This window comes from Actinomadura sp. NEAU-AAG7 (assembly GCF_018603865.1).
In the GTDB taxonomy this organism is placed as follows: domain Bacteria; phylum Actinomycetota; class Actinomycetes; order Streptosporangiales; family Streptosporangiaceae; genus Spirillospora; species Spirillospora litoris.
Genome location: NZ_JAHFZY010000002.1, coordinates 196213 through 215701, shown reverse-complemented (window position 1 = coordinate 215701; position 19489 = coordinate 196213). Strand labels below are relative to the sequence as shown.

Genomic DNA, 19489 nt, shown 5'->3' with positions numbered 1-19489 from the left:
GGGTGATGACTCTCACTTCCCCCTGTTCACCGTGCGTGGTTTCGGGGATGATCCGGGCACTACCTCAGGGAGGCGACGTGACGGTGACGCATGACGACAAAGTCGTACGGGAGTTCTCAAAGCAGGCGGCGGGGTTCGCCGATCCCCGGCTGAACGTCGCGTTCACCCGCCACCTGGACCGGCTCGTCCGGTTCATGGAGCCCGAACTCGACCCGGAGGACGTGGTGCTGGAGGTCGCCGCCGGAACCGCGCTCGTCTCCCGCGCCGTCGCCCGCCGCGTCCGGCACGCCACCGCGCTCGACCTCACGCCCGCGATGCTCGCCGAGGGCAAGCGCGAGGCCGACCGCGACGGCCTCACCAACCTCACCTTCACCCACGGCGACGCCACCGACCTCCCCTACGTCGACCGGTCGTTCACGCTCGTGGTGACGCGGTTCTCCCTCCACCAGGTCGCGGGGCCGGAGGCGCTCGTGCGGGAGATGGTCCGGGTGAGCCGCCCCGGCGCCGCGCTGATCATCGCCGACCTCGTCCGGCCCGAGGGCGCCGCCGGCGACCCGGACCGCATCGAGCGGCTGCGCGACCCGTCCCACGGCACCGCGCTGACCACCGCCCAGATCACCGACCTCGTCACGGCGGCGGGCGCCGAGGTGAAGCGGCGCGAGGAGTTCACCTTCACCCGCCCGCTGCGCCCGTGGCTGGAGCTGTCCCGGACGCCGGACGACGTGGCCGCCCAGATCCGCCAGGAGCTGGAGGACGAGCTGGCCGGCGGCCCCGCGACCGGCATGCGCCCCAGCCTGGTCGACGGGGAGCTGCACTTCACGCACTCCTACCTCCACCTGCACGCCGTCGTGGGCTGACGCCCGCCGGCGCGGCGCGAACGTGGCCACCGGGACGGAAGGTGTCCCTGGTGGGCATGGTGCGCTCACTGTCCGGTTATGTCGCTTCACGTATTTACTTCATTACGGTTGGTGATTATCTGAAGTCGGCCGGAATGGAGCCCAATATCGTGAACTCTCTGCTGGTCAGGACGGGCGCGGCGACCGCCGCCGGCCTCGCGGTGGCCCTCGCCGCCCCGTACCCGTCGCTCGCCGCCGCGCGCGGCCGGGAGGTCGCCGTCACGGTGCGTCCCTCCACCTCCCTGGCGGAGACCGCGAGGGTCGAGGTGTCGGGCGACGGCCTGGACCCCGAGGACACCTACTACGCCCAGCAGTGCGGCGCCGTCGAGGAGGGCGAGCCGTCCTGCGACCAGGGGAACCGCGTCCGGATCACCCCGGACGGGAACGGCGCGTTCAGGGTGGCGCTGACCGTCCACCGGAGGTTCGAGGCGGCGAGCGGCGACCGGCCGCGCGTCGCGGTCGACTGCGCGCAGGTCGGGTGCACGGTCGGGGTCGGCGACGAGGACGGCGAGGACGCCGGAAGCGTCCCCGTCTCGTTCCGCTGACGCCGCGCGCCGCCCGTCGCCTCCGCGCCCTCCGCCCGCGCCGGGCCGCCCTCATCGGCGACTCCGGCGCGGGCACTCCGCCGGGGCCGCTTTTTCGGACGGCTGTTTTTCGAGCAAACGTTCGACGTGGCTCGCTCGTATGTTCTAGGTTGTCCGCCATGGGTTCCAGCAACGTGCGCTCCCTCGACCGCGAGCCGGCCGCGCTGGCGATGCGCATCGGCGTCGTGGCGGCCGAGGCCGCCCTCGCCACCTTCGCCCGCAACCTCGACCTGGACGACCTCGCGGACGGCGTCGACTTCCAGGGTGCCATCGGGCCCGCCGAATGGCCCGTGTTCTCCCTGGTCATCGACACCCTCGCGGAGGCCGCCCCGGGCGATGGCCGGTCGGTGGACGAGCGCCGCGCCGACGCCCTCAACGACCTGGCCCGCATCTGCATGGCGGCCAAGGAGCGCGCCGGCGCCGCCTGAGCGTCCGTGCTGACGGACCGCCCCCGCCGGGACGGCGCCCGAGCTCCCCGCGGCCCGGGTCCGGGCGCCGTTCCTCGCGCGGCCCTTCACCGTCCGGCCCTTCACCGCCCAGCCCTGTCCCGTCCGGCTATCCGCCCTGTTCGCGCAGGTCCTTCGGCTTGACCTTGCCCGTGCTGGTGCGCGGGAGCCGGTCGACGAAGCGCACGTCCCTGGGCACCTTGTAGCGGGCCAGGTGCTTCCTCACATACGCCCTGAGATCGTCCTCGCCGAGATCCGACCCGGGGGCGCGGACGACGTGGGCGGCGAGCCGCTGCCCGAACCGCTCGTCGTCCACGCCGGTCACCGCGACCTCGGCGACGCCCGGGTGGCCGTCCAGGAGCCGCTCGACCTCGCCGGGGAAGACGTTCTCGCCCCCCGAGACGATCATGTCGTCGGTGCGGCCGTCCACGAACAGGCGTCCGGCGCCGTCGAAGTGCCCGAGGTCGCCCGAGGCGGTCAGCCCGTCCCGCACCCGCCTGCCGCCGCCCCCGGTGTAGCCCGCGAACCGCAGCCCGCCGCCGACGTGGATCTCGCCGGTCTCGCCCGGGGGCAGCTCCCGCCCGTCCTCGCCGAGGATCTTGACGGTGAGGCGGAACGAGGGCCGCCCGACGGTGCCCGGGGCCTCGCGCAGGTCGGCGGGCGTGGCGATCGTGGCCCAGCCCGTCTCGGTCGCCCCGTAGACGTTGACGAGCACGTCGCCGAACGCGTCCATGAACGCCTCCGACAGGTGCGGGTGCAGCGCGGACCCGCCGCAGACGACCGCCCGCAGGCGCGGGGCCGGGTCGGGCCCGGCGTCCAGGAGCCGCTGGAGCATGACGGGCACCGCGACCAGCGTCTCCGCGCGGTGGTCGCGGATCGCCCGCAGCGTTTCGGACGCGTCGAACCGCCGCGACAGCACGAGCGGCATCCCCATCCCCAGCCCCACCGACATGTAGGCGAGCCCCAGGATGTGGAACAGCGGCGGCCCGATCACGATCGGCGCCCCGGAGCGGACCGGGACGCGCATCAGATGGCTCAGCGCCACCGGCAGCAGCGCGGTCAGCGACACCTCGTGCCGGGCGCCCTTCGGCGTGCCGGTGGTGCCGGAGGTCATGACGATCACGCGGCTGGTCCGGCCCGCCCGGTGCGGCCGGGACCCGCCCGCCTCGACGCGCCCGCCGGTCCAGGCCGCCGCCCGCCCACCGGCGTACGCGGACTCCTCCACCAGCGCGCCGAATTCCTGGTCATGGACGAGCAGCCCGATGCCCTCGCGTTCGGCGACCCGTCCGAGCTGGGCGGCGGAGAAGTCGGTGTTGAGGAGCACGACGTCGTTGCCGAGCCGGGACGCCGCCAGCAGGGCCGCGACGAAGCCCCGGTGGTTGCGGCACAGGATCCCGACCCTGCCGCCGTCCGGGTCGGCGAGGCGGTCGTGGAAGGCCCGCGCCAGCGCGGCGGCCGCGTGCTCCAGCTCCTCGTGGGTGAGCGCGCCGTGCTCGTCGATCAGCGCCGTCCGGCCGGGGAACCGCAGCGCCGCCATCGCGCCGATCGTGGCGGGGACGGCGCCGAACCGCAGGTAGGGGAGCGGCAGCCGCGCCGCGCGGTCCGGACGCACCGGCGCCAGCATCCCGGTGTCGCGGACGGCGTGCGCCGCCCGCGCTCCGAGGCTCGCGAACGAGCGGACCCTGTCCAACACCATCACGTGCACCTCTCTCGGGGGCTCCTGGACGTACCCACTTCCGGATACCGTCTTCCCATGATCACTGCGGACGACCTCGACCGGGCCCTCCGGCTGTCGCTGGAGGTGCTCGACGCGGCACCCCCGGACGGCTGGGACAGCAAGGCGGGCACGCTGGAGTGGACCTGCTGGGAGACCGTCGAGCACCTGGCCGACGACCTGTTCGCCTACGCCGCGCAGCTCGGCCCGCGCCGGCCGCCCCAGGACCGCGAGGTGCCGTTCCTGTGGGAGCGCCGCCGTCCGGGCGGGCCCGCCAACGTCATCTACGCCGACCGTTCCGCGGGCCCGGAGGGGCTGCTCGACGTGCTGGAGTCGTGCGGCGCGCTGCTGGTCGCCATGGCCCGGTGCACGCCGCCGGACGTCCGGTCGCACCACGGCTTCGGCCTGTCGGACCCGGCGGGGTTCGCCGCCATGGGGGCCGTGGAGGTCCTCGTCCACACCCATGACCTGGCGGCGGGCCTCGGCCTGACCTGGGAACCGCCCGGCAACCTGTGCGCGGGCGTCCTCACGCGCCTCTTCCCGGGCGCGCCGGAGGGCGACCCCTGGCAGGTGCTGCTGTGGTCCACGGGACGCGGCGACCTGCCGGGCCGCACGCGTGTCACCGCGTGGCGCTGGGACAGCAGCGTGCGGGATCAGCGGATGTAGTGGAAGCCCGGGTGCGGGTGCATCAGGAAGTCGTGGTGGGAGATGTTCCACGCGTAGGCGCCCGCCATGGCGAAGGCGATGACGTCGCCCGGTGCGAGGGGCGGCACGGCGACGTCGCGGGCGAAGACGTCCTTCGGGGTGCAGAGTTGGCCCACGAGCGTCGCCCTCCCGGTCGGCGCGGACCTCCGGGTGAGGACCTCGAAGGGCTGGTCGTGGCCCTTGGCCGCCGGGGTCCGCAGATGGTGGGTTCCGCCGCGCAGGACCACGTAGGTCTCGCCCCGGGTCGTCTTCACATCCAGGACGTCGGTGACGTAGCGGCCGTGATAGGCGGTCACGGCGCGGCCCGGCTCGACGCGGAGCCTCCCCCGGGGGAGCCCGGCGCCGTAGGCGTCCCAGTCGAACCGCGACTCCGGGTCGGTGTAGTCGACGGCCATTCCGCCGCCCAGATTGATCTCGGGTTCGGCGACCCCGTGCCCGCGCAGCCAGGGGACCGCCCACGCGGTCATCCGCTTCGCGAGGTCGAGGAGCGCCGGGGCGTCCAGGCCGGACGCGAGGTGCGCGTGAATCCCTTTCAGCGTGATGCCGGGGGAATCGGCTATGCGGCGGGCGCATTCGTTCAGGGCGTCCACGTCCATGCCGAAAGGCCCGCTCATCGTCAGGACGGCGCCGGGCACCGCGAATGGGAGATTGGCCCTGAGGAGAACCTCGGCCCGGCCCAGTCGCTGAAGCCGGATCAGCTCGCGCGGGCTTTCGATATGGATGCGCTCGACGTTGAAGGCCACGGCCCGCGCCAGTTCCTCGTCGGTCTTTCCGGGACCGCCGAACGCGATCGGAATGTCCGGGAGCGCTTTGCGGACGTGGGCCAGCTCGCCGCCCGAGGAGACCTCGACCCCGTCGAGGTGGGGGGCGAGCGTGCGCAGGACCTCCGGATCGGGGTTCGCCTTGGCGGCGTAGAGGAGTTCGGTGCCGCGCAGCGCGGAGCGGATCGCCCGGGCGTGGTCGGCCAGCCCGGCCAGGTCGTACACGTAGGACGGGAAGGGCAGGTCGACGAGGTTCACGGCGCCGTTCTTCACCGGGGCGTCGCCAGCGGGTTCGGGACGGGCACGTAGGAGGCGGCGCGGTCGGCGGTGCGGGCCCAGCGGGTGCGGAGGTTGGCCTTCGCGGGCAGCGGGACCCCGGCCAGCAGCGCCCTGACCTGCGGGTGCGCGTCGTGGGCGGCGAAGTGATCGCGGGCCGTCCGCCACAGCTCCAGGGACGGGTGCAGGTCGGCGACCGCCGCCGCCGTCTCGGTGAGGTGGTTGACGAGCAGGCAGTAGACGACGCGGTTCCAGCCCTGGTCGGGGGCGTAGGTGAGTGCCTCGGCGACGCGGGGCGGGAGGTGGGCGAGGTCCCAGCGCCCGGCGGTCAGCTTGGTGCCTTCGAGGTCGCGGAACGCGGCGTGGACGGGCATCCCGTCCGCGTCGACGCAGATCAGGACGTTCTGGAGATGCGGCTCCAGCACGATGCCGTGGTCGAGGAAGGCGTGCAGGACGGGCGGCGCGACGTGGGCGACATAGGCGTTCCACCACGCGTGGGCCCCTTCCGGGGTGGCCATCGCGGGCAGGCCCGCCAGGAGGGTGCTGTAGGGGTCCGCCAGGGCCCCGGCCAGAAGCGGAGTGCCGGGAAGGGATCTCACGCCCTCGCGGAGGATCACGCCCAGGCCCTCGTAGAGGTGGAGGTCGGCGAGGGCGAGGGTGCGGTAGGCGGGTTCGGAGAGGAACGTGGCGTCCAGGAACGGACGCGGAAGCAGGCGGTTGAGCGCCATCGCCCCCGAAAGCTCGTACCAGGCGTTCTTCCGGACGCAGTTGGTGATGCGGACGTCCAGGCTGAACTTGCAGAACACGTCCGCCTCGGGGAGGTACACCGTGCGCACCGATGACGTGGGCACGGCCTCCGCTCCGGACGGCCCGAGATCCCTGACGACGCCCTCGGCCAGGGCGCGCCGCAGGACGGGGCGGTGCGAGAGCAACGAGAGCTGCCAAGGGTGGACGGGCAGCGTCTTGTGCCCCGCAGGAGGCGGCGGACCGTAGCCCTGAAGGGCGGTGAACGCGTTCGGGTCGCCCTCCTCGGCCACCAGCTCGTCCGGAACCGCCAGCCAATGCGGACGAAACCGGGAGCGCGTCTCCGGCGCGTACCTGAGCCACTCATCAGGTGCGCCCTGCCGGGATTTGGGCGAGGGATGAAAACGGTGGCCCGCCACCAGGGACTGCTCCGAGGCGATGTAGGGGTCCTCGGCGGGCTCCCCGCGCGCGCCGAGGATGGCGGTCAGCGCGCCGTGGCTGTCGCCGACCTGGGTGAGGAACTCGGGGTTGGGGCGGCCCGTCGCCAGCTCCAGCTCTCCCGCCACCAGGTCGGCCAGGCGGTCCCAGGAGGCGGGGATCCACGCGTCCTCGCGCTGCTCCTCGTAGGGCGCCGCGAGGCGGTAGGTGGGGCCGGCCGGGGGGCGGGCGAGGCCCGTGCGCAGGACGACGCCCGCCCGGGGCAGCCGCAGGACGAGCCGCCCCCCGTCCGGCCACACCTGCTGCTCGGGCCCGCACACCTCGCGGACGAGGCAGTTCAGCAGCGCGGTGGCGGTCGCGTCGTCGGCCGTCAGGACCGGTTCTGTCAGCAGCACGTGTCGTCCCGTAGGTAGTTCGGCCCCGGCGGGCCGTAGTGCTTGTTGATGTCGGCGGCGCCGGTCCTGGCCTTGTCGACGAGGGTCCCGGCGGTGACCATGGCCTTGCCCGGCAGCGACGCCGCGTCCAGCGTGCGGGAGCGCAGGAACGCCGCGTCCGGCCCGAGCGCGGCGTCGAGCCGGTCGCGGATCAGCGCGCGGCCCGCGCGCCAGGGGAGCAGCCCCCGCGCGGCGAGGCCCAGGGCGGGCGCGGCGGCGCACAGGTGCAGGGTGATCGTGGTGAAGACGCGCGCGAGCGCCTCGGGGTCGCGGGTCCGCATCCGCCGGTCCACGAGGTCGCGCGGGTCGGCGGACGGGTCGACGCCGAGGCGGCCGCGCAGCACGTCCGGGTCGACGAGCGCGCCGTCGTTGTCCTTGACCAGGAGGCGGGGTGGGCCGTCGTCCAGGACGAGCGCCACGTTCTGCTGGTGCGCCTCCAGGGCGATCCCGTAGCGGAACAGGGTGACGTTCCAGCAGAACAGCGCCGACAGGTAGGCGCCGAACAGGGACGCGACGTCCCAGCGTTCGATGACCTGGCCGCCGTCCGGGGCGTCGGCGAGTAAGGCCGCGACGGGGACGACGTGCGCGCGTGCCGTCTCCACCGGGAAGCGCCGGACGAGGTAGCCGAGATGCGGCGAGACCGCGTGGCCGTAGGTCTGCTCGTCGGCCAGCAGGACGGGCAGCTCCTCCCGCTCCAGGACGCGGCGCAGGATCCGCTCCACGAGCGCGCCGTCCGGCAGCGTGCCGGGGACGATGGTGCGGCGGTTGCGCAGCCCCAGCGTGCTCGTCGGCAGCGGCATCTTCAGGTGGTCGAGCGGGGCGGCCGCCACCGTCCGCATGGACAGCGTCGGGGCGACCTGGAGGTAGCGGTCCGGAGCGACCGTCACCCCGGGCTCGCGCCGCACGCGGGGCACCGCCAGGGGATGGACGGGGAAGAGCTCGGCCGACGTCCGCAACCCCACGTCCGCGGCGGTGGGCCACCAGGGCGGCCGCTCGCCCGCGAGCGTCGCGCCGGGCACGGCGGCCCAGTGCAGCGCGAACGACGGGCCGAACTCGGGGGCGTAGCGGCTGAGATCGGCTGTGCGGAGTCCCGTCCGCCCTTTGCCGGTCGGGTATACGGGATGGTCGTTGTAGGCGGCGAGCGTCTCGTAGAACGTGCCGGGGCCGGTCCTCAGCTCGTCCGGTAGGCGCGCCAGGCGCCGGTGGACGGCCGGGCGCGCCTCCTCGTGCAGGCGGATCGCGGTGAGGGCGTCCCTGCATTCGCGCTCGAAGGCCGTGACGTCGTCCTCCGGATCGGCCAGCGCGCGGACGGCCGCGAACACGTCCCGCAGGCGGAGGTCCTGCGCGGCGTCCACGACGAGCGCGGACAGGAACGGCGGGTCCGCCCGCACCAGCCCGACGGCGCGGCCCGGCAGCCGCAGCGTGCGGGTCTCCGGGTCGACGCGGCGGCGCAGCCCCGCGTAGTCCTCGCGCAGCAGGGCGTCCAGGACCCGGGCCGCCAGCGGGCCCTCGATGTCCGTCACGTGATGACCCACCTGCGGGACGCGCGGAAGCGGGCGAGCGCGGCCTCCACCGCGTCCGGCGCCGGGCCGATCGCGCGCACGGTGCCGAGGTAGTCCCGGTTGGTCCGGGTGAGGGCGATGGTGTCGCCGATCTTCCGCTGCGGCCGGTAGGTGAGCCGCACCGCGCCGTCGTCGATGTCGCAGGGCTCGGGCGCGGCGGTCAGCATCCCGGCGCGGTCGGCGATGACCGGCTCGGCGACCGCGTGCCCGCCGGTCGCCGCGCCCGCGTCGGCGGGCAGGCGCTCGCCCAGGTGGACGCGCAGGATCCGCTCGTGCAGCGGGACGCCCAGCAGGTCGGCGAGCAGCAGGTCGCAGTGGTCGCCGATCAGCCGGTAGTTCACCTCGATGATCCGCGCGCGGTCCTCGTGGACGACGAACTCGGTGTGGCAGGCGCCGAAGCCGACGCCGAGCGCCGCGAGCCGCCCCAGGATCTCCGGGGTCTGCGGGGGAGGCGGCGCCCATTCGAGGCGCTCCTCCACGAAGAACGGCGGCGGCGACATCCGGGTCCGGAACGAGCCGAGCACCCGCAGCCCGTGCCCGTCGCCCAGCGTCTCCAGCGTGTGCACCTCGCCCGGCAGGTACTCCTCGGCCACCAGCGGGTCCGGCCGCCGCGCCGCGATCTCGGCGCGGCGCAGCGCCAGCTCCCGCGCGTCCCGGACGAGGAACACGTCCTCGCTGGCCACGCCGTCCCGCGGCTTGAGGACGAGCGGGAACGGCGCGTCCGGCGGCACCGCGTCCGCCGCGGCCGAGAACACCGGGTCGAGCGCGGCGAGGTGGCGGCGCATCAGGGCCTTGTTCTTCGCCCGCGTCGCCGCCCGCCAGTCCTTGCCCGGGAGCCCGAAGTAGGCGGCGGCCAGCGCCGTCTGCGCCTGGAGGAAGTCGCTGTTGGAGAAGATCGCGGCGGGCGGTGCGGCCGCGCCGACATGGGCGATGATCTCGCGGAAGTCCGAGACGTCGCACTCGGCGACCGCGCCGTGGTGCCCGTGGGCGGACGGCCGGTCGGTGAGCAGGACCACGTCCAGGCCCAGCCGGGCGGCGGCGGGCAGGAAGCCGTGCGTCACCGAGGTGGTCGCCTTCCCGGCGACCAGGTAGAGAGTGGAGGCCAACGTCGGCCTTTCCAGTGCGTGAGGTCAGGAGTGAGGTTAGCCTTGCCTAACTGGAGGCCCTCACCATACTGGCCGGGGTGCGCGCCGGGGGCAAGAACGGCGGCATCGCGTGTCCCCGCGCGCCGTTCCCTCCCGCCCCATGATCCGCCAGGATGAGGGCATGGATCTCGTCGAGCGGTGGGTCGCGCTGGCCGGGCCGCACACCCGGCACATCGGCGCCGAGCTGGACGCCCGCTACGGCGAGCCGCACCGCCGCTACCACACCCGCGCGCACCTCACCGCCGTCCTCGACCTCGTGGACGAGCTGGCCGGGCACGCCGCCGACCCCGACGCGGTCCGGCTCGCGGCCTGGTTCCACGACGCGGTCTACGACCCCGAGCGCGCCGACAACGAGGACCGCAGCGCCCGCCTCGCCGCCCGCATGCTCGCCGACACCGACCTCGCCCCCGGGACGCTCGACCGGGTCGTCCGGCTGGTCGAGCTGACCGCCACCCACGCCCCCGACGGCGGCGACCGCGACGGGCAGGTGCTGTGCGACGCCGACCTCGCGATCCTCGGCGCCGACCCGGAACGATACGCCGCCTACGCCGCGTCCGTCCGGGAGGAGTACGCGTTCGTCCCCGAGGACCTCTACCGCGCCGGGCGCGCCCAGATCCTCACCGGGCTCCTCGCGCTGCCCGCGCTGTTCCACACCCCGCCCGCGCGCGAGCGCTTCGAGGACCGCGCCCGCCTCAACGTCCGGACCGAACTGATGCTCCTGAACGCCTGAGAGGTGCAAACCGGGGCGCTCGCCGGATTTCCCGGTGAACCGGGCAGTCGCCGTTCGGGCGTACGGTCATACGGTCGCGCTCAAATGCGCGCGAGAGCCTACCCAATTCCGGCTCGAACGCGTCTTGTTCCCCATCCGACACACCGTTCACACGCGCGGGCGAACCCGTTCCCGCGCAGGCCAGAGGGGTGGACGGAAGTGGATCAAGGAACCTGCCGGGAAACGTGCGGCGAGAATCTCACTGAGAATCCCATACAGTGCCTTCCAGTACGACATGCAAAGGGGCATGCACGTGAACGACGTAGTCGCCTACATCCAGGCGAACAGAGAGCGGTTCATCACCGATCTCAAGGACTGGCTCGCGATCCCCTCCATCTCCGGGGACCCCGCGCACGCCGGTGACGTACGACGCTCCGCCGAGTGGCTGGCCGCGCACCTGACCGGTGAGGGCTTCCCGACGGTGGAGATCTGGGAGACCCCGGGGCTGCCCGCCGTGTTCGCGGAGTGGCCCGCCGCCGACCCGGACGCGCCCACCGTGCTCATCTACGGCCACCACGACGTCCAACCCGTGGAGCCGCTGTCGGAGTGGGCGACCGATCCGTTCAAGCCCGTGGAGAAGGGCGACCGGCTCATCGGGCGCGGCTCGTCCGACGACAAGGGCCAGGTCTTCTTCCACACGCTCGGGATCCGCGCGCTGCTCGCCGCGTCCGGCGCCGCCGCCCCGCCCGTCACGATCAAGTTCCTGGTCGAGGGCGAGGAGGAGTCCGGCTCGGTGCACTTCGCCGGGCTGCTGCGCGAGCGCCGCGACCGGCTCGGCTGCGACGCCGTCGTCATCAGCGACACGACCATGTGGGCGGCGGACGTCCCGTCGATGTGCACCGGCATGCGCGGCCTCACCGAGGCCGAGGTGACGCTGCGCGGGCCCGCCTCCGACCTGCACTCGGGGTCGTTCGGCGGCGCCGTCCCGAACCCGCTGCACGCCATGGCCGCGCTGCTGGCGGGCCTGCACGACGCCGAGGGCAGGGTGGACATCCCCGGCTTCTACGACGGCGTCGTGCCGCTCACCGCCGAGGAGCGGGACGCGTTCGCGCGGCTGCCCTTCGACGAGGAGGCGTGGCTGCGGACGGCGGGCGAGAGCCGCGCCGCCCACGGCGAGGCCGGCTACAGCACGCTCGAACGGATCTGGGCGCGCCCGACCGCCGAGATCAACGGCATGTGGGGCGGGCACACCGGGCCCGGCGGCAAGACGATCGTCCCGCGCGAGGCGCACGCCAAGATCTCCTTCCGGCTCGTCGCCGGGCAGGACCCGGCCGCCGTGCAGGACGCCTTCCGCGCCTGGGTCGCCGCGAACACCCCGCCCGGCGTCGTCGCGGAGGTCGCGATCCCGGGCGGCGGCGTCCGGCCGTGCTTCTCGCCGATCGACTCGGCGGGCGTCCGCGCCGCGCGCCGCGCCATGGAGCGGGCGTTCGGCGGCGAGGTGCTGTTCACCCGCGAGGGCGGCAGCGGGCCCGAGGCCGACCTCGCCGACGTCCTGGACGCGCCGCTGATCTTCGTCGCGGTCGGCCTGAACGACGACCACATCCACGCCCCGAACGAGAAGGTGGAGATCCCGCTGCTGCTCAAGGGCGCCGAGGCCGCGGCCTACCTGTGGGAAGAACTCGCCACGGCCCTACGCTGAACCCCACACGACCGACGCTTCGGCGGGTTCCGCGGGGAGGCATGACGTGACGGTGACGGGCGGGCTCGAATGGCTGGCGCTCGCGCGCGGCACCCTGGACAGGGCCGCGCTCAGGCGCCGCGACGACGACTGGCTCGCGGCCGCGTGGGCCGACCCGCGCACCCGCGTGCTCGTCGTGCGGGACGGGCGGTCGCTGGTCACCGGCGACCCCGACCCGGCCCTCGTCCTGCTCCCGCCGGCGCAGGCGCCGGACGGCGACCGCTGGCTCCTCGGGGAGGACGCCGAGGGCACCGTCTACTTCGGCGTGACCGCGCCGCTGCCCGCCGTCGAGGGCGCCGAGCCCGCCGGCCTGCGCCAGGTCGGCGCGCTCCTCGCCGACCGCGACTCCGGGCTGCTCACGCACGCCGTCGCGCTGGAGCACTGGCACGCCACGCACCGGTTCTGCCCGCGCTGCGGCACCGGGACGAGGGTCGCCTCGGCCGGGCACGTCCGGGTCTGCCCGGCGGACGGCTCGCAGCACTTCCCCCGCGTCGACCCCGCCGTGATCATGCTGGTGACCGACGCGTCCGACCGGATCCTGCTGGCGCGCGGCACCCGCTGGGCCGCCGACCGGCGCTCCATCCTCGCCGGGTTCGTCGAGCCGGGCGAGTCGCTGGAGCAGGCCGTCGCGCGCGAGGTGGAGGAGGAGGTCGGGCTCGCCGTCCGCGACGTCCGGTACGCCGGAAGCCAGCCGTGGCCGCTGCCGCGCAGCCTGATGCTGGGCTTCACCGCCACCGCCGACGGGACCGTTCCGCTGCGTCCCGACCCGGAGGAGATCCTGGACGCCGCCTGGTACACCCGCGAGGAGCTGCGCGCCGCGATCGACGCGGGCGACATCGTCGCGCCGGGCCCGCTGTCCATCGCCGCGCAGCTCATCATGCGCTGGTACGGCGGCGAACTGCCCTCGATGCCGCACTTCTGACGCGCGCCGGCCCCCGGAGATCCCTCCGGGGGCCGGCGCCGGGTCGGTCGCTGGAGGCTACGCCTCGGCGGCGAGTTCCGCGAGGTGGCGCTTGACCTCTTTGGCGCTGGGGTTGGTCAGGACGACCCTGTCGCCGATCGTGACGGTCGGGACCGTCTGGTTCCCGCCGTTGACGCTCATCACGAAGTCGGCCGCGGCGGGGTCGCGCTCGATGTCGACCTCGACCATCTCGATGCCCTCGCGGGCGAGCTGGCTCTTGAGCCTGCGGCAGAAGCCGCACCAGGACGTGGTGTACATGGTGAGCTGCCCGGTCGGGCCCTTGGCCCGCTCGGTGGTGGGCGTCGCCATCGGCGCGTCTTCTCCCTCACTCGTCAGGACGTTCCGTTTCGATCACGCCTATCAGAGAACAGCGGAGAACCGCTTCCCATTCCTGCCCGTTCCTGCCCGCGTGCCGGGAGGTGCCCCGGCCGGCGCCGGGGCTGCAAGGATGGGGGGATGTCTGCTGAGTCGGTGCTGGCGGGGCTCGACCCCGAGCAGCGGGCGGTCGCCGAGGCGGTGCAGGGCCCGGTCTGCGTGCTCGCGGGCGCGGGCACGGGCAAGACGCGCGCCATCACGCACCGCATCGCCTACGCCACGCTCACCGGGGTCGTGACGCCGCAGCGCGTGCTCGCGGTGACGTTCACCACGCGCGCGGCGGGGGAGCTGCGCGGCCGCCTGCGCGCGCTCGGCGCGCCCGGCGTCCAGGCGCGCACGTTCCACGCGGCGGCGCTGCGCCAGCTCACCTACTTCTGGCCGCGCGTCGTCGGCGGCGAGCCACCGAAGATCATCGACTCGAAGATCGGCCTGGTCGCGGACGCGGCGCGCGCCTGCCGGTTGTCGTTCGGCCGCACCGAGCTGCGCGACGTCGCGGGCGAGATCGAGTGGGCGAAGGTCACCCAGCACCGGCCCGAGGACTACGCCGCCGCGCTCGCGCGGGCCGGGCGCAGGGCGCCCGCCGACGTCGTCGACATCGCCCGCGTCTACGCGATGTACGAGCAGCTCAGGCGCGAGCGCAACCTGCTCGACTTCGAGGGCATGCTGGAGCTGACGGCGGCCGTGCTCACCGAGCACCGGGAGGTCGCGAACCAGGTCCGCGAGCAGTACCGGTACTTCGTCGTGGACGAGTTCCAGGACGTCAACCCGCTGCAGAAGATGCTTCTGGACACCTGGCTCGGCGACCGCGACGACCTGTGCGTCGTCGGCGACCCCAACCAGACGATCTACTCCTTCACCGGCGCCAGCCCGTCCCACCTGCTCGACTTCACCCGCGAGCACCCGGACGCGACGGTGGTGCGGCTCGTCCGCGACTACCGCTCGACGCCGCAGGTCGTGCGGCTCGCCAACGGCGTCATCGGCGCGGCGCGCGGAAGTACCCGGCACAAGCTGGAGCTGGTGGCGCAGCGGCCCGACGGCCCCGACCCGGTGTTCAACGAGTACGACGACGAGGTCGCCGAGGCCGACGACGCCGCGCGCCGGGCCCGCAAGCTCGTCGACGAGGGCGTCCCCGCGCGGGAGATCGCGATCCTGTTCCGGATCAACGCCCAGTCGCAGACCTACGAGGCGGCGCTCGCGGCGGCGGGCGTCCCCTACGTCCTGCGCGGCGCGGAGCGGTTCTTCGAGCGGCCCGAGGTGCGCGAGGCGGTGGTGCGGCTGCGCGGCGCGGCGCGCGCGGGCGCCGACGCGGAGACCGACGGCACGGGGTTGATACTGACCGTCCGGCACGTCCTGTCCGGGGCCGGCTTCTCCGACCGGCCGCCCGAGGGCGCGGGCGCGGCGCGCGCCCGCTGGGAGTCGCTCGCCGCGCTCGCCCAGCTCGCCGAGGACATGGCGGCCGACGATCCGAAGGCCGGCCTGGCCGAGTTCGTCGCGGAGCTGGAGGAGCGCGCCGCCGCCCAGCACGCGCCGCCGCTGGAGGGCGTCACGCTGGCCTCGCTGCACGCCGCCAAGGGCCTGGAGTGGGACGCGGTGTTCCTCGTCGGGCTCGCCGAGGGCACGCTGCCGATCGTCTACGCCGAGACGCCCGAGCAGGTCGAGGAGGAGCGCCGGCTGCTGTACGTGGGCGTCACGCGGGCGCGCGTCCACCTGACGCTGTCGTGGGCGCTGTCGCGCTCGCCCGGCGGGGCGCGGCGCCGCCGCCCGTCGCGGTTCCTGGACGGCCTCACCGGCAAGACCGCCACCCACACCCCCGCCCCCCTCGACCGCGCCAGGCGCCGCGCCGCCAAGGGCCCGCAGCCGTGCCGGGTCTGCGGGCGCCCGCTGACCGCCGCCGTCGAGCGCAAGCTCGGCCGCTGCGAGGACTGCCCGTCGGAGATCAACGAGGAGCTGCTGCTCGCGCTGCGTGAGTGGCGCGCCGGGGTCGCCGCCGACCAGAAGATCCCCGCCTACGTCGTGTTCACCGACGCGACGCTCCAGGCGATCGCCGAGCACGCGCCCGAGTCGATGGAGGAGCTGGCCCGCATCCCCGGCGTCGGCAAGGTCAAGCTCGACCGCTACGGGGAGACCGTCCTGTCCCTGTGCGGCGCGTGACCCTTCCGGGGGGTGAGACCCCGATCACATGCGGCGATGCGGAACACTGGCCCGTGTGAAGGAGTCACTGAAGGCACTGCTGGACCTGCTCGACCTCGAACAGATCGAGAACGACATCTTCCGGGGGCGCAGCCCCGAGGACCGCCAGCAGCGGGTCTTCGGCGGCCAGGTCGCCGGGCAGGCGCTGGTCGCCGCCGGGCGCACCGTCCCGGTGAACCGCCCCGTCCACTCGCTGCACGCCTACTTCATCCGGCCGGGCGACCCGCTGGTCCCGCTCGTCTACACGGTCGACCGCGTCCGCGACGGCCGGTCCTTCACCACCCGCAGGGTCACCGCGATCCAGCACGGCAAGGCCATCTTCACGCTGTCGGCGTCGTTCCAGATCGTCGAGGGCGGCCCCGAGCACCACGCGCCGATGCCGGACGCCCCCGACCCCGAGACGCTGCCGACCGGCCGCGAGCGCCTCACCCCCCTGTTCGGGGAGGACCGCGCCCGCGAGTTCACCGAGGGCCGCCCGTTCGATCTGCGGCACGCGACGCCTCTCACGTGGGAGGCCGCGAAGGACACCTCGCTCGCCACCCCCGAGTCAAGGGTCTGGCTGAAAGTGGACGGCGAACTGCCCGACGACCCGCTGCTGCACGTCTGCCTGATGACCTACGCGTCCGACATGACGCTGCTCGACACCGTCCTGCTCAACCACGGCCTCGCCTGGGGCGACAAGCGGACGATGGGCGCCAGCCTCGACCACGCCATGTGGTTCCACCGGCCGTTCCGCGCCGACGACTGGCTGCTGTACGCGCAGGACACGCCGTTCGCGGGCGGCGCGCGGGGCCTCGCGCGCGGCCAGGTGTTCACCCGGGCGGGCGAACTCGTCGTGTCGGTGATGCAGGAAGGGCTCATCCGCGTCTCGGACGCGTGAGATGATCGTTCCGGCCGGGCCGCCGGGGGCGCGAGACGCGTCCGGGGTGGGCCCGGTTCCTTGATCAGCGAGTGAAGTGACCCACAAACTCGCAGGTCAAAAATACCTTGATTGATTTACCGAAGTCCCCGTACGCTCATTGCGAGCAATCAGCCGGCCGGTCCGGGTGGATCTTGAATCCGCCGGGCGCGGCCCGATCAGCCAGGAAGGTGGTGTGACGTCCGGTGATGAGAATGTTGATCAAATCGACGCCGAACTGGACTCCCACCTGCCCTGGTGGCGCCGTCGCGTATTCCGCCATGCCCGTGTGGTCCGAGCCGGGTGCCAAGCCCGGTGGCCCGCCGGCCTCTGACGGACTGAATGCGCGGTTCGGCGAGCCGACCCCGGCGAGCGCGCGGGTCGACGTCTCGGGCACCGGTGTCCTCGGCACCAGTGTGCTCGGCATGCGACTGCGTGATCTGCGCATCGAGCAGCGAGTCCAGGAAGAGCTGGGGCGCGACGTCTTCGAACTGCTCGACGACGAGTCCCAGGCTCCGGCCCACATGGCCGCCACCACCAAGGGTGGCGTGTCGGGTCCGTACCCCTGGAGGCGACCGGTCTAGCACCACACCGGCAAGCCCCCAGGCCGCGGATCCAGACACTGGATCCGCGGCCTTCTTGTTTGCCCAGACAACCCACCGACACGCCCGTTGAGATCCAACGAGAGGAACAAGGGTGACTGTGATGCAGGGGGCTCTCGCAGTGAGCGAAGAGGACCTCACGCTTCCGTGCCGGACCGACCCGGAGCTGTTCTTCGCCGAGGCTCCCGCCGACGTCGAGCTCGCCAAGGCCCTGTGCCTGGAGTGCCCGCTTCGCAAGGAGTGCCTCGCCGGAGCGCTTGAGCGCAAGGAGCCCTGGGGCGTCTGGGGCGGCGAGCTGTTCGTCCGCGGCGTGATCGTTCCGCGCAAGCGGCCGCGCGGCCGTCCCCGGAAGCACCCGCTCCCGGACGAAGTGACCGTGTGAGCGCCTGATGCCGACGATGTCCGCATCCGGCCGAGTCGACCCCGGAGGCGCGGCCCCCGCGAGGGGACCGCGCCTCCGGGCGGCCAGGGAGAACGAGATGACCTTGCTCAGCCAGGACCTGTCCCGGGAGCGAATACCCGGCACGGTCCCGGACGGGCTCGCCGCCCGGGTGGTCGCGCTGCGGCGCGCCCGCCGGGACGCGAGGACCAGGGCGTCCCGCGTGCGCCGCGTCCTGCTCGCCCCGACCGCGAGCGGTGACCTCCACCCGCGCCTGCCCGACGACCACAGAAACTGAGGACCTTCCCGACCTGAGGACCTTCCCGACCTGAAGACCATCCCGGCCCGTCCGGTCGAGGCCGCCGCCCGTCCTTCTTGGATGGTTTGGCGGGCCCGGCACCGCCTCCCGCGACGGGCGCCCCGGCGCGCCGGTGGCCCACTTCACCGGCCGCGCCTTCACGGGCCCCGCGCGTCCCTCATCAGGACGCGCGGGGCCCGTCGGCCTTCCGCCGGAACGCGGCCCGCCGCGGTCAGCCGGTGACGAGTTCGGTGCCCTCGTCCTCGCTGTCCGCGGTGTCCGCGGCGGGCTCCGCCTCGGCGAAGCCCGGCACCCACCTCAGCGACTCCGCGCGGGCGGGGATCTCGCATTCGAGCTGGCACAGCACGCCGGTGCCCGCCGACAGGACGCGGTGGATGATCACGTACTCGGGCGGCAGGTTCAGCTGCCGGACGACGTTGGTCGGCCGCAGGTCGGTGACGCGGGCGGCCATGTCGCGCAGCCACTCGCGGTTGAACGCGAAGGTCTCGGTGACGAACGGCTCGGTGATCGGGGCGAGGAACCCCTGGAGGGACTCGGCGTCGATCTCGACGCCCTCGCGGATGAAGTCCTCCCGGCGCAGCGCCTCCTCGATCTCGCCGATGTCGGCCATCGTGCCGATGCGCAGGAGCAGGCCGAGCCGCTTCTGGAAGCCGCCGGGGATGCGGTCGACGGCGCCGAAGTCCAGCACGCCGAGCCGCCCGTCCTCCAGGAGGCGGAAGTTGCCGGGGTGCGGGTCGCCGTGCAGCATGCCCGAGCGCTTGGGGCCCGACAGCAGGAACCGGCAGTACAGCAGCGCCGCGTGGTCGCGGGTCTCCTGGTCGCCGGAGCCGATGATCTGCGAGAGCGGTGTGCCGTCCATCCACTCGGTGACCAGGACGTCGCCCGACTGGGCGATGACCGCGGGGATCGCGAAGTCGGGATCGTCCGCGTAGGCGTCGTGGAAGATCGTCTGGGACTCGGCCTCGATCGTGTAGTCCAGCTCCTCGACGACCCGCTGGCGCAGTTCGGCCAGCATCGACTTCACGTCCAGCCCCGGCATCAGGACGCCGAACAGCCGGCCGAGGCGGGAGAGCTGGTTGAAGTCGCTGACCAGGGCCTTCCCGGCGCCCGGGTACTGGACCTTGACGGCGACGGCGCGGCCGTCCGCCCAGACCGCGCGGTGCACCTGGCCGATCGAGGCCGCCGCGGCGGGGCGGTCGTCGAAGGACTCGAAGCGGTCGCGCCAGTCCGGGCCGAGCGCCTCGGCCAGCACCGTGTGGACGGTGGCGGCGGGCAGCGGGGGAGCGGCCTCCTGCAAGCGGGTGAGCGTGGCGCGGTAGGGGCCCGCGATCTCCGGCGGCAGCGCCGCCTCGAAGATCGACAGCATCTGGCCGAGCTTCATCGCGCCGCCCTTGAGCTCGCCGAGCACCTTGAACAGCTGCTCGGCGGTGCGGGCCTGGATCTCCATCGCGACCGCCTCGGCGGGCCGGCCGAACGTGCGCTTGCCGAGCCCGAGCGCGGTGCGCCCCGCGAAGCCGATGGGGAGGGACGCCAGCTTTGCTGACCGCGTCACCGCGCGGCGGGGAAGATCGCTCACGACGTCCATTGTCGGTGATCGGCTCTCGTTCGCGCTA

Annotated in this window: 20 protein-coding genes; 12 read left to right on the top strand and 8 right to left on the bottom strand. The window is 73.7% G+C overall.

Annotation, left to right across the window (positions count from 1 at the left end):
• Nucleotides 1-77: 77 nt before the first annotated feature.
• The 3 genes from KLI87_RS10345 to KLI87_RS10335 all read left to right on the top strand — a co-directional run bounded on the left by KLI87_RS10345 (nucleotide 78) and on the right by KLI87_RS10335 (nucleotide 1908).
• Nucleotides 78-857, top strand: a complete 780-nt coding sequence (locus tag KLI87_RS10345; protein WP_214616792.1) for a methyltransferase domain-containing protein — start codon at nucleotides 78-80, stop codon at nucleotides 855-857.
• 149 nt (nucleotides 858-1006) lie between these two features.
• Nucleotides 1007-1441, top strand: a complete 435-nt coding sequence (locus KLI87_RS10340; RefSeq protein WP_173390880.1) for an enediyne antibiotic chromoprotein — start codon at nucleotides 1007-1009, stop codon at nucleotides 1439-1441.
• A gap of 158 nt (nucleotides 1442-1599) precedes the next feature.
• On the top strand, nucleotides 1600-1908 hold the full coding sequence (locus KLI87_RS10335) for a hypothetical protein (RefSeq protein WP_156218905.1): 309 nt from the start codon (nucleotides 1600-1602) through the stop codon (nucleotides 1906-1908).
• A gap of 127 nt (nucleotides 1909-2035) precedes the next feature.
• Here KLI87_RS10335 and KLI87_RS10330 read toward each other — a convergent pair whose 3' ends face one another.
• Nucleotides 2036-3622, bottom strand: coding sequence for an AMP-binding protein (locus KLI87_RS10330; RefSeq protein WP_214616791.1), 1587 nt, complete (start codon nucleotides 3620-3622; stop codon nucleotides 2036-2038).
• A gap of 57 nt (nucleotides 3623-3679) precedes the next feature.
• Here KLI87_RS10330 and KLI87_RS10325 point away from each other — a divergent pair, with 57 nt between their 5' ends.
• Complete coding sequence (locus tag KLI87_RS10325) at nucleotides 3680-4306, top strand: maleylpyruvate isomerase N-terminal domain-containing protein (RefSeq protein ID WP_214616790.1); 627 nt, start codon at nucleotides 3680-3682, stop codon at nucleotides 4304-4306.
• Here KLI87_RS10325 and KLI87_RS10320 read toward each other — a convergent pair.
• Genes KLI87_RS10320 through KLI87_RS10305 form a run of 4 tightly spaced genes read right to left on the bottom strand, consistent with a single transcriptional unit; the run spans nucleotide 4294 to nucleotide 9666 of the window.
• Nucleotides 4294-5364 (bottom strand): type III PLP-dependent enzyme, encoded by a 1071-nt coding sequence (locus KLI87_RS10320; RefSeq protein ID WP_308165936.1) that lies wholly within the window; start codon nucleotides 5362-5364, stop codon nucleotides 4294-4296. The two genes, KLI87_RS10325 and KLI87_RS10320, sit on opposite strands and share 13 nt — an antisense overlap.
• 11 nt (nucleotides 5365-5375) lie before the next feature.
• Entirely contained in the window at nucleotides 5376-6959 is a 1584-nt protein-coding gene (locus tag KLI87_RS10315) for an IucA/IucC family siderophore biosynthesis protein (RefSeq protein ID WP_214616788.1), read from the bottom strand.
• Nucleotides 6950-8521 (bottom strand): IucA/IucC family protein, encoded by a 1572-nt coding sequence (locus KLI87_RS10310; protein WP_214616787.1) that lies wholly within the window; start codon nucleotides 8519-8521, stop codon nucleotides 6950-6952. The genes KLI87_RS10315 and KLI87_RS10310 overlap by 10 nt, the downstream gene beginning before the upstream one ends.
• Nucleotides 8518-9666 (bottom strand): acetyl-CoA carboxylase biotin carboxylase subunit family protein, encoded by a 1149-nt coding sequence (locus KLI87_RS10305; RefSeq protein WP_214616786.1) that lies wholly within the window; start codon nucleotides 9664-9666, stop codon nucleotides 8518-8520. Before KLI87_RS10305 ends, KLI87_RS10310 begins: the two co-directional genes overlap by 4 nt.
• A 139-nt stretch (nucleotides 9667-9805) precedes the next feature.
• Between KLI87_RS10305 and KLI87_RS10300 the strand changes: the two genes are divergently transcribed.
• The 3 genes from KLI87_RS10300 (at nucleotide 9806) to nudC (ending at nucleotide 13074) form a co-directional block, all read left to right on the top strand.
• Nucleotides 9806-10435, top strand: a complete 630-nt coding sequence (locus KLI87_RS10300; RefSeq protein ID WP_250903735.1) for a metal-dependent phosphohydrolase — start codon at nucleotides 9806-9808, stop codon at nucleotides 10433-10435.
• 292 nt (nucleotides 10436-10727) lie between these two features.
• Nucleotides 10728-12113 (top strand): dipeptidase, encoded by a 1386-nt coding sequence (locus KLI87_RS10295; RefSeq protein WP_308165935.1) that lies wholly within the window; start codon nucleotides 10728-10730, stop codon nucleotides 12111-12113.
• A 52-nt stretch (nucleotides 12114-12165) separates the two neighbouring features.
• Complete coding sequence (nudC, locus tag KLI87_RS10290) at nucleotides 12166-13074, top strand: NAD(+) diphosphatase (protein WP_214617384.1); 909 nt, start codon at nucleotides 12166-12168, stop codon at nucleotides 13072-13074.
• A gap of 57 nt (nucleotides 13075-13131) precedes the next feature.
• Here nudC and KLI87_RS10285 read toward each other — a convergent pair whose 3' ends face one another.
• Nucleotides 13132-13422, bottom strand: a complete 291-nt coding sequence (locus tag KLI87_RS10285) for a mycoredoxin (protein WP_156218899.1) — start codon at nucleotides 13420-13422, stop codon at nucleotides 13132-13134.
• Nucleotides 13423-13569: 147 nt separating this feature from the next.
• On the opposite strand from KLI87_RS10285, the gene KLI87_RS10280 reads away from it, so the two are divergent.
• Together KLI87_RS10280 and KLI87_RS10275 are read left to right on the top strand one after the other, a co-directional pair.
• Nucleotides 13570-15639: an ATP-dependent DNA helicase UvrD2 gene (locus KLI87_RS10280; RefSeq protein ID WP_214616785.1), complete on the top strand. Its 2070-nt coding sequence runs from the start codon at nucleotides 13570-13572 to the stop codon at nucleotides 15637-15639.
• Between the two features lie 55 nt (nucleotides 15640-15694).
• Nucleotides 15695-16558, top strand: coding sequence for an acyl-CoA thioesterase II (locus tag KLI87_RS10275; RefSeq protein WP_214616784.1), 864 nt, complete (start codon nucleotides 15695-15697; stop codon nucleotides 16556-16558).
• A 136-nt stretch (nucleotides 16559-16694) separates the two neighbouring features.
• Here the strand turns inward: KLI87_RS10275 and KLI87_RS10270 are convergent, their stop codons facing one another.
• The gene (locus KLI87_RS10270) at nucleotides 16695-17003 is read right to left on the bottom strand and encodes a hypothetical protein (RefSeq protein WP_214616783.1); all 309 of its coding nucleotides are present in this window, start codon (nucleotides 17001-17003) and stop codon (nucleotides 16695-16697) included.
• Here KLI87_RS10270 and KLI87_RS10265 point away from each other — a divergent pair.
• The 3 genes from KLI87_RS10265 to KLI87_RS10255 all read left to right on the top strand — a co-directional run bounded on the left by KLI87_RS10265 (nucleotide 17002) and on the right by KLI87_RS10255 (nucleotide 17855).
• Nucleotides 17002-17160 (top strand): hypothetical protein, encoded by a 159-nt coding sequence (locus KLI87_RS10265; RefSeq protein ID WP_214616782.1) that lies wholly within the window; start codon nucleotides 17002-17004, stop codon nucleotides 17158-17160. The genes KLI87_RS10270 and KLI87_RS10265 overlap by 2 nt on opposite strands.
• Nucleotides 17161-17281: 121 nt before the next feature.
• Nucleotides 17282-17560: a WhiB family transcriptional regulator gene (locus tag KLI87_RS10260; protein ID WP_156218894.1), complete on the top strand. Its 279-nt coding sequence runs from the start codon at nucleotides 17282-17284 to the stop codon at nucleotides 17558-17560.
• Between the two features lie 97 nt (nucleotides 17561-17657).
• Nucleotides 17658-17855, top strand: a complete 198-nt coding sequence (locus tag KLI87_RS10255; protein WP_156218893.1) for a hypothetical protein — start codon at nucleotides 17658-17660, stop codon at nucleotides 17853-17855.
• Between the two features lie 232 nt (nucleotides 17856-18087).
• On the opposite strand, the gene KLI87_RS10250 is transcribed toward KLI87_RS10255, so the two are convergent.
• Nucleotides 18088-19452, bottom strand: a complete 1365-nt coding sequence (locus tag KLI87_RS10250; protein ID WP_308165934.1) for an AarF/ABC1/UbiB kinase family protein — start codon at nucleotides 19450-19452, stop codon at nucleotides 18088-18090.
• Nucleotides 19453-19489: the final 37 nt, after the last annotated feature.

Coding starts and splice junctions, on each gene's coding strand:
- KLI87_RS10335 (WP_156218905.1), top strand. CDS start 1,600: ATGGGTTCCAGCAACGTGCGCTCCCTCGACCGCGAGCCGGCCGCGCTG.
- KLI87_RS10330 (WP_214616791.1), bottom strand. CDS start 3,622: ATGGTGTTGGACAGGGTCCGCTCGTTCGCGAGCCTCGGAGCGCGGGCG.
- KLI87_RS10325 (WP_214616790.1), top strand. CDS start 3,680: ATGATCACTGCGGACGACCTCGACCGGGCCCTCCGGCTGTCGCTGGAG.
- KLI87_RS10300 (WP_250903735.1), top strand. CDS start 9,806: ATGATCCGCCAGGATGAGGGCATGGATCTCGTCGAGCGGTGGGTCGCG.
- KLI87_RS10285 (WP_156218899.1), bottom strand. CDS start 13,422: ATGGCGACGCCCACCACCGAGCGGGCCAAGGGCCCGACCGGGCAGCTC.
- KLI87_RS10280 (WP_214616785.1), top strand. CDS start 13,570: ATGTCTGCTGAGTCGGTGCTGGCGGGGCTCGACCCCGAGCAGCGGGCG.
- KLI87_RS10265 (WP_214616782.1), top strand. CDS start 17,002: ATGCGACTGCGTGATCTGCGCATCGAGCAGCGAGTCCAGGAAGAGCTG.
- KLI87_RS10270 (WP_214616783.1), bottom strand. CDS start 17,003: ATGCCGAGCACACTGGTGCCGAGGACACCGGTGCCCGAGACGTCGACC.
- KLI87_RS10260 (WP_156218894.1), top strand. CDS start 17,282: ATGCAGGGGGCTCTCGCAGTGAGCGAAGAGGACCTCACGCTTCCGTGC.
- KLI87_RS10255 (WP_156218893.1), top strand. CDS start 17,658: ATGACCTTGCTCAGCCAGGACCTGTCCCGGGAGCGAATACCCGGCACG.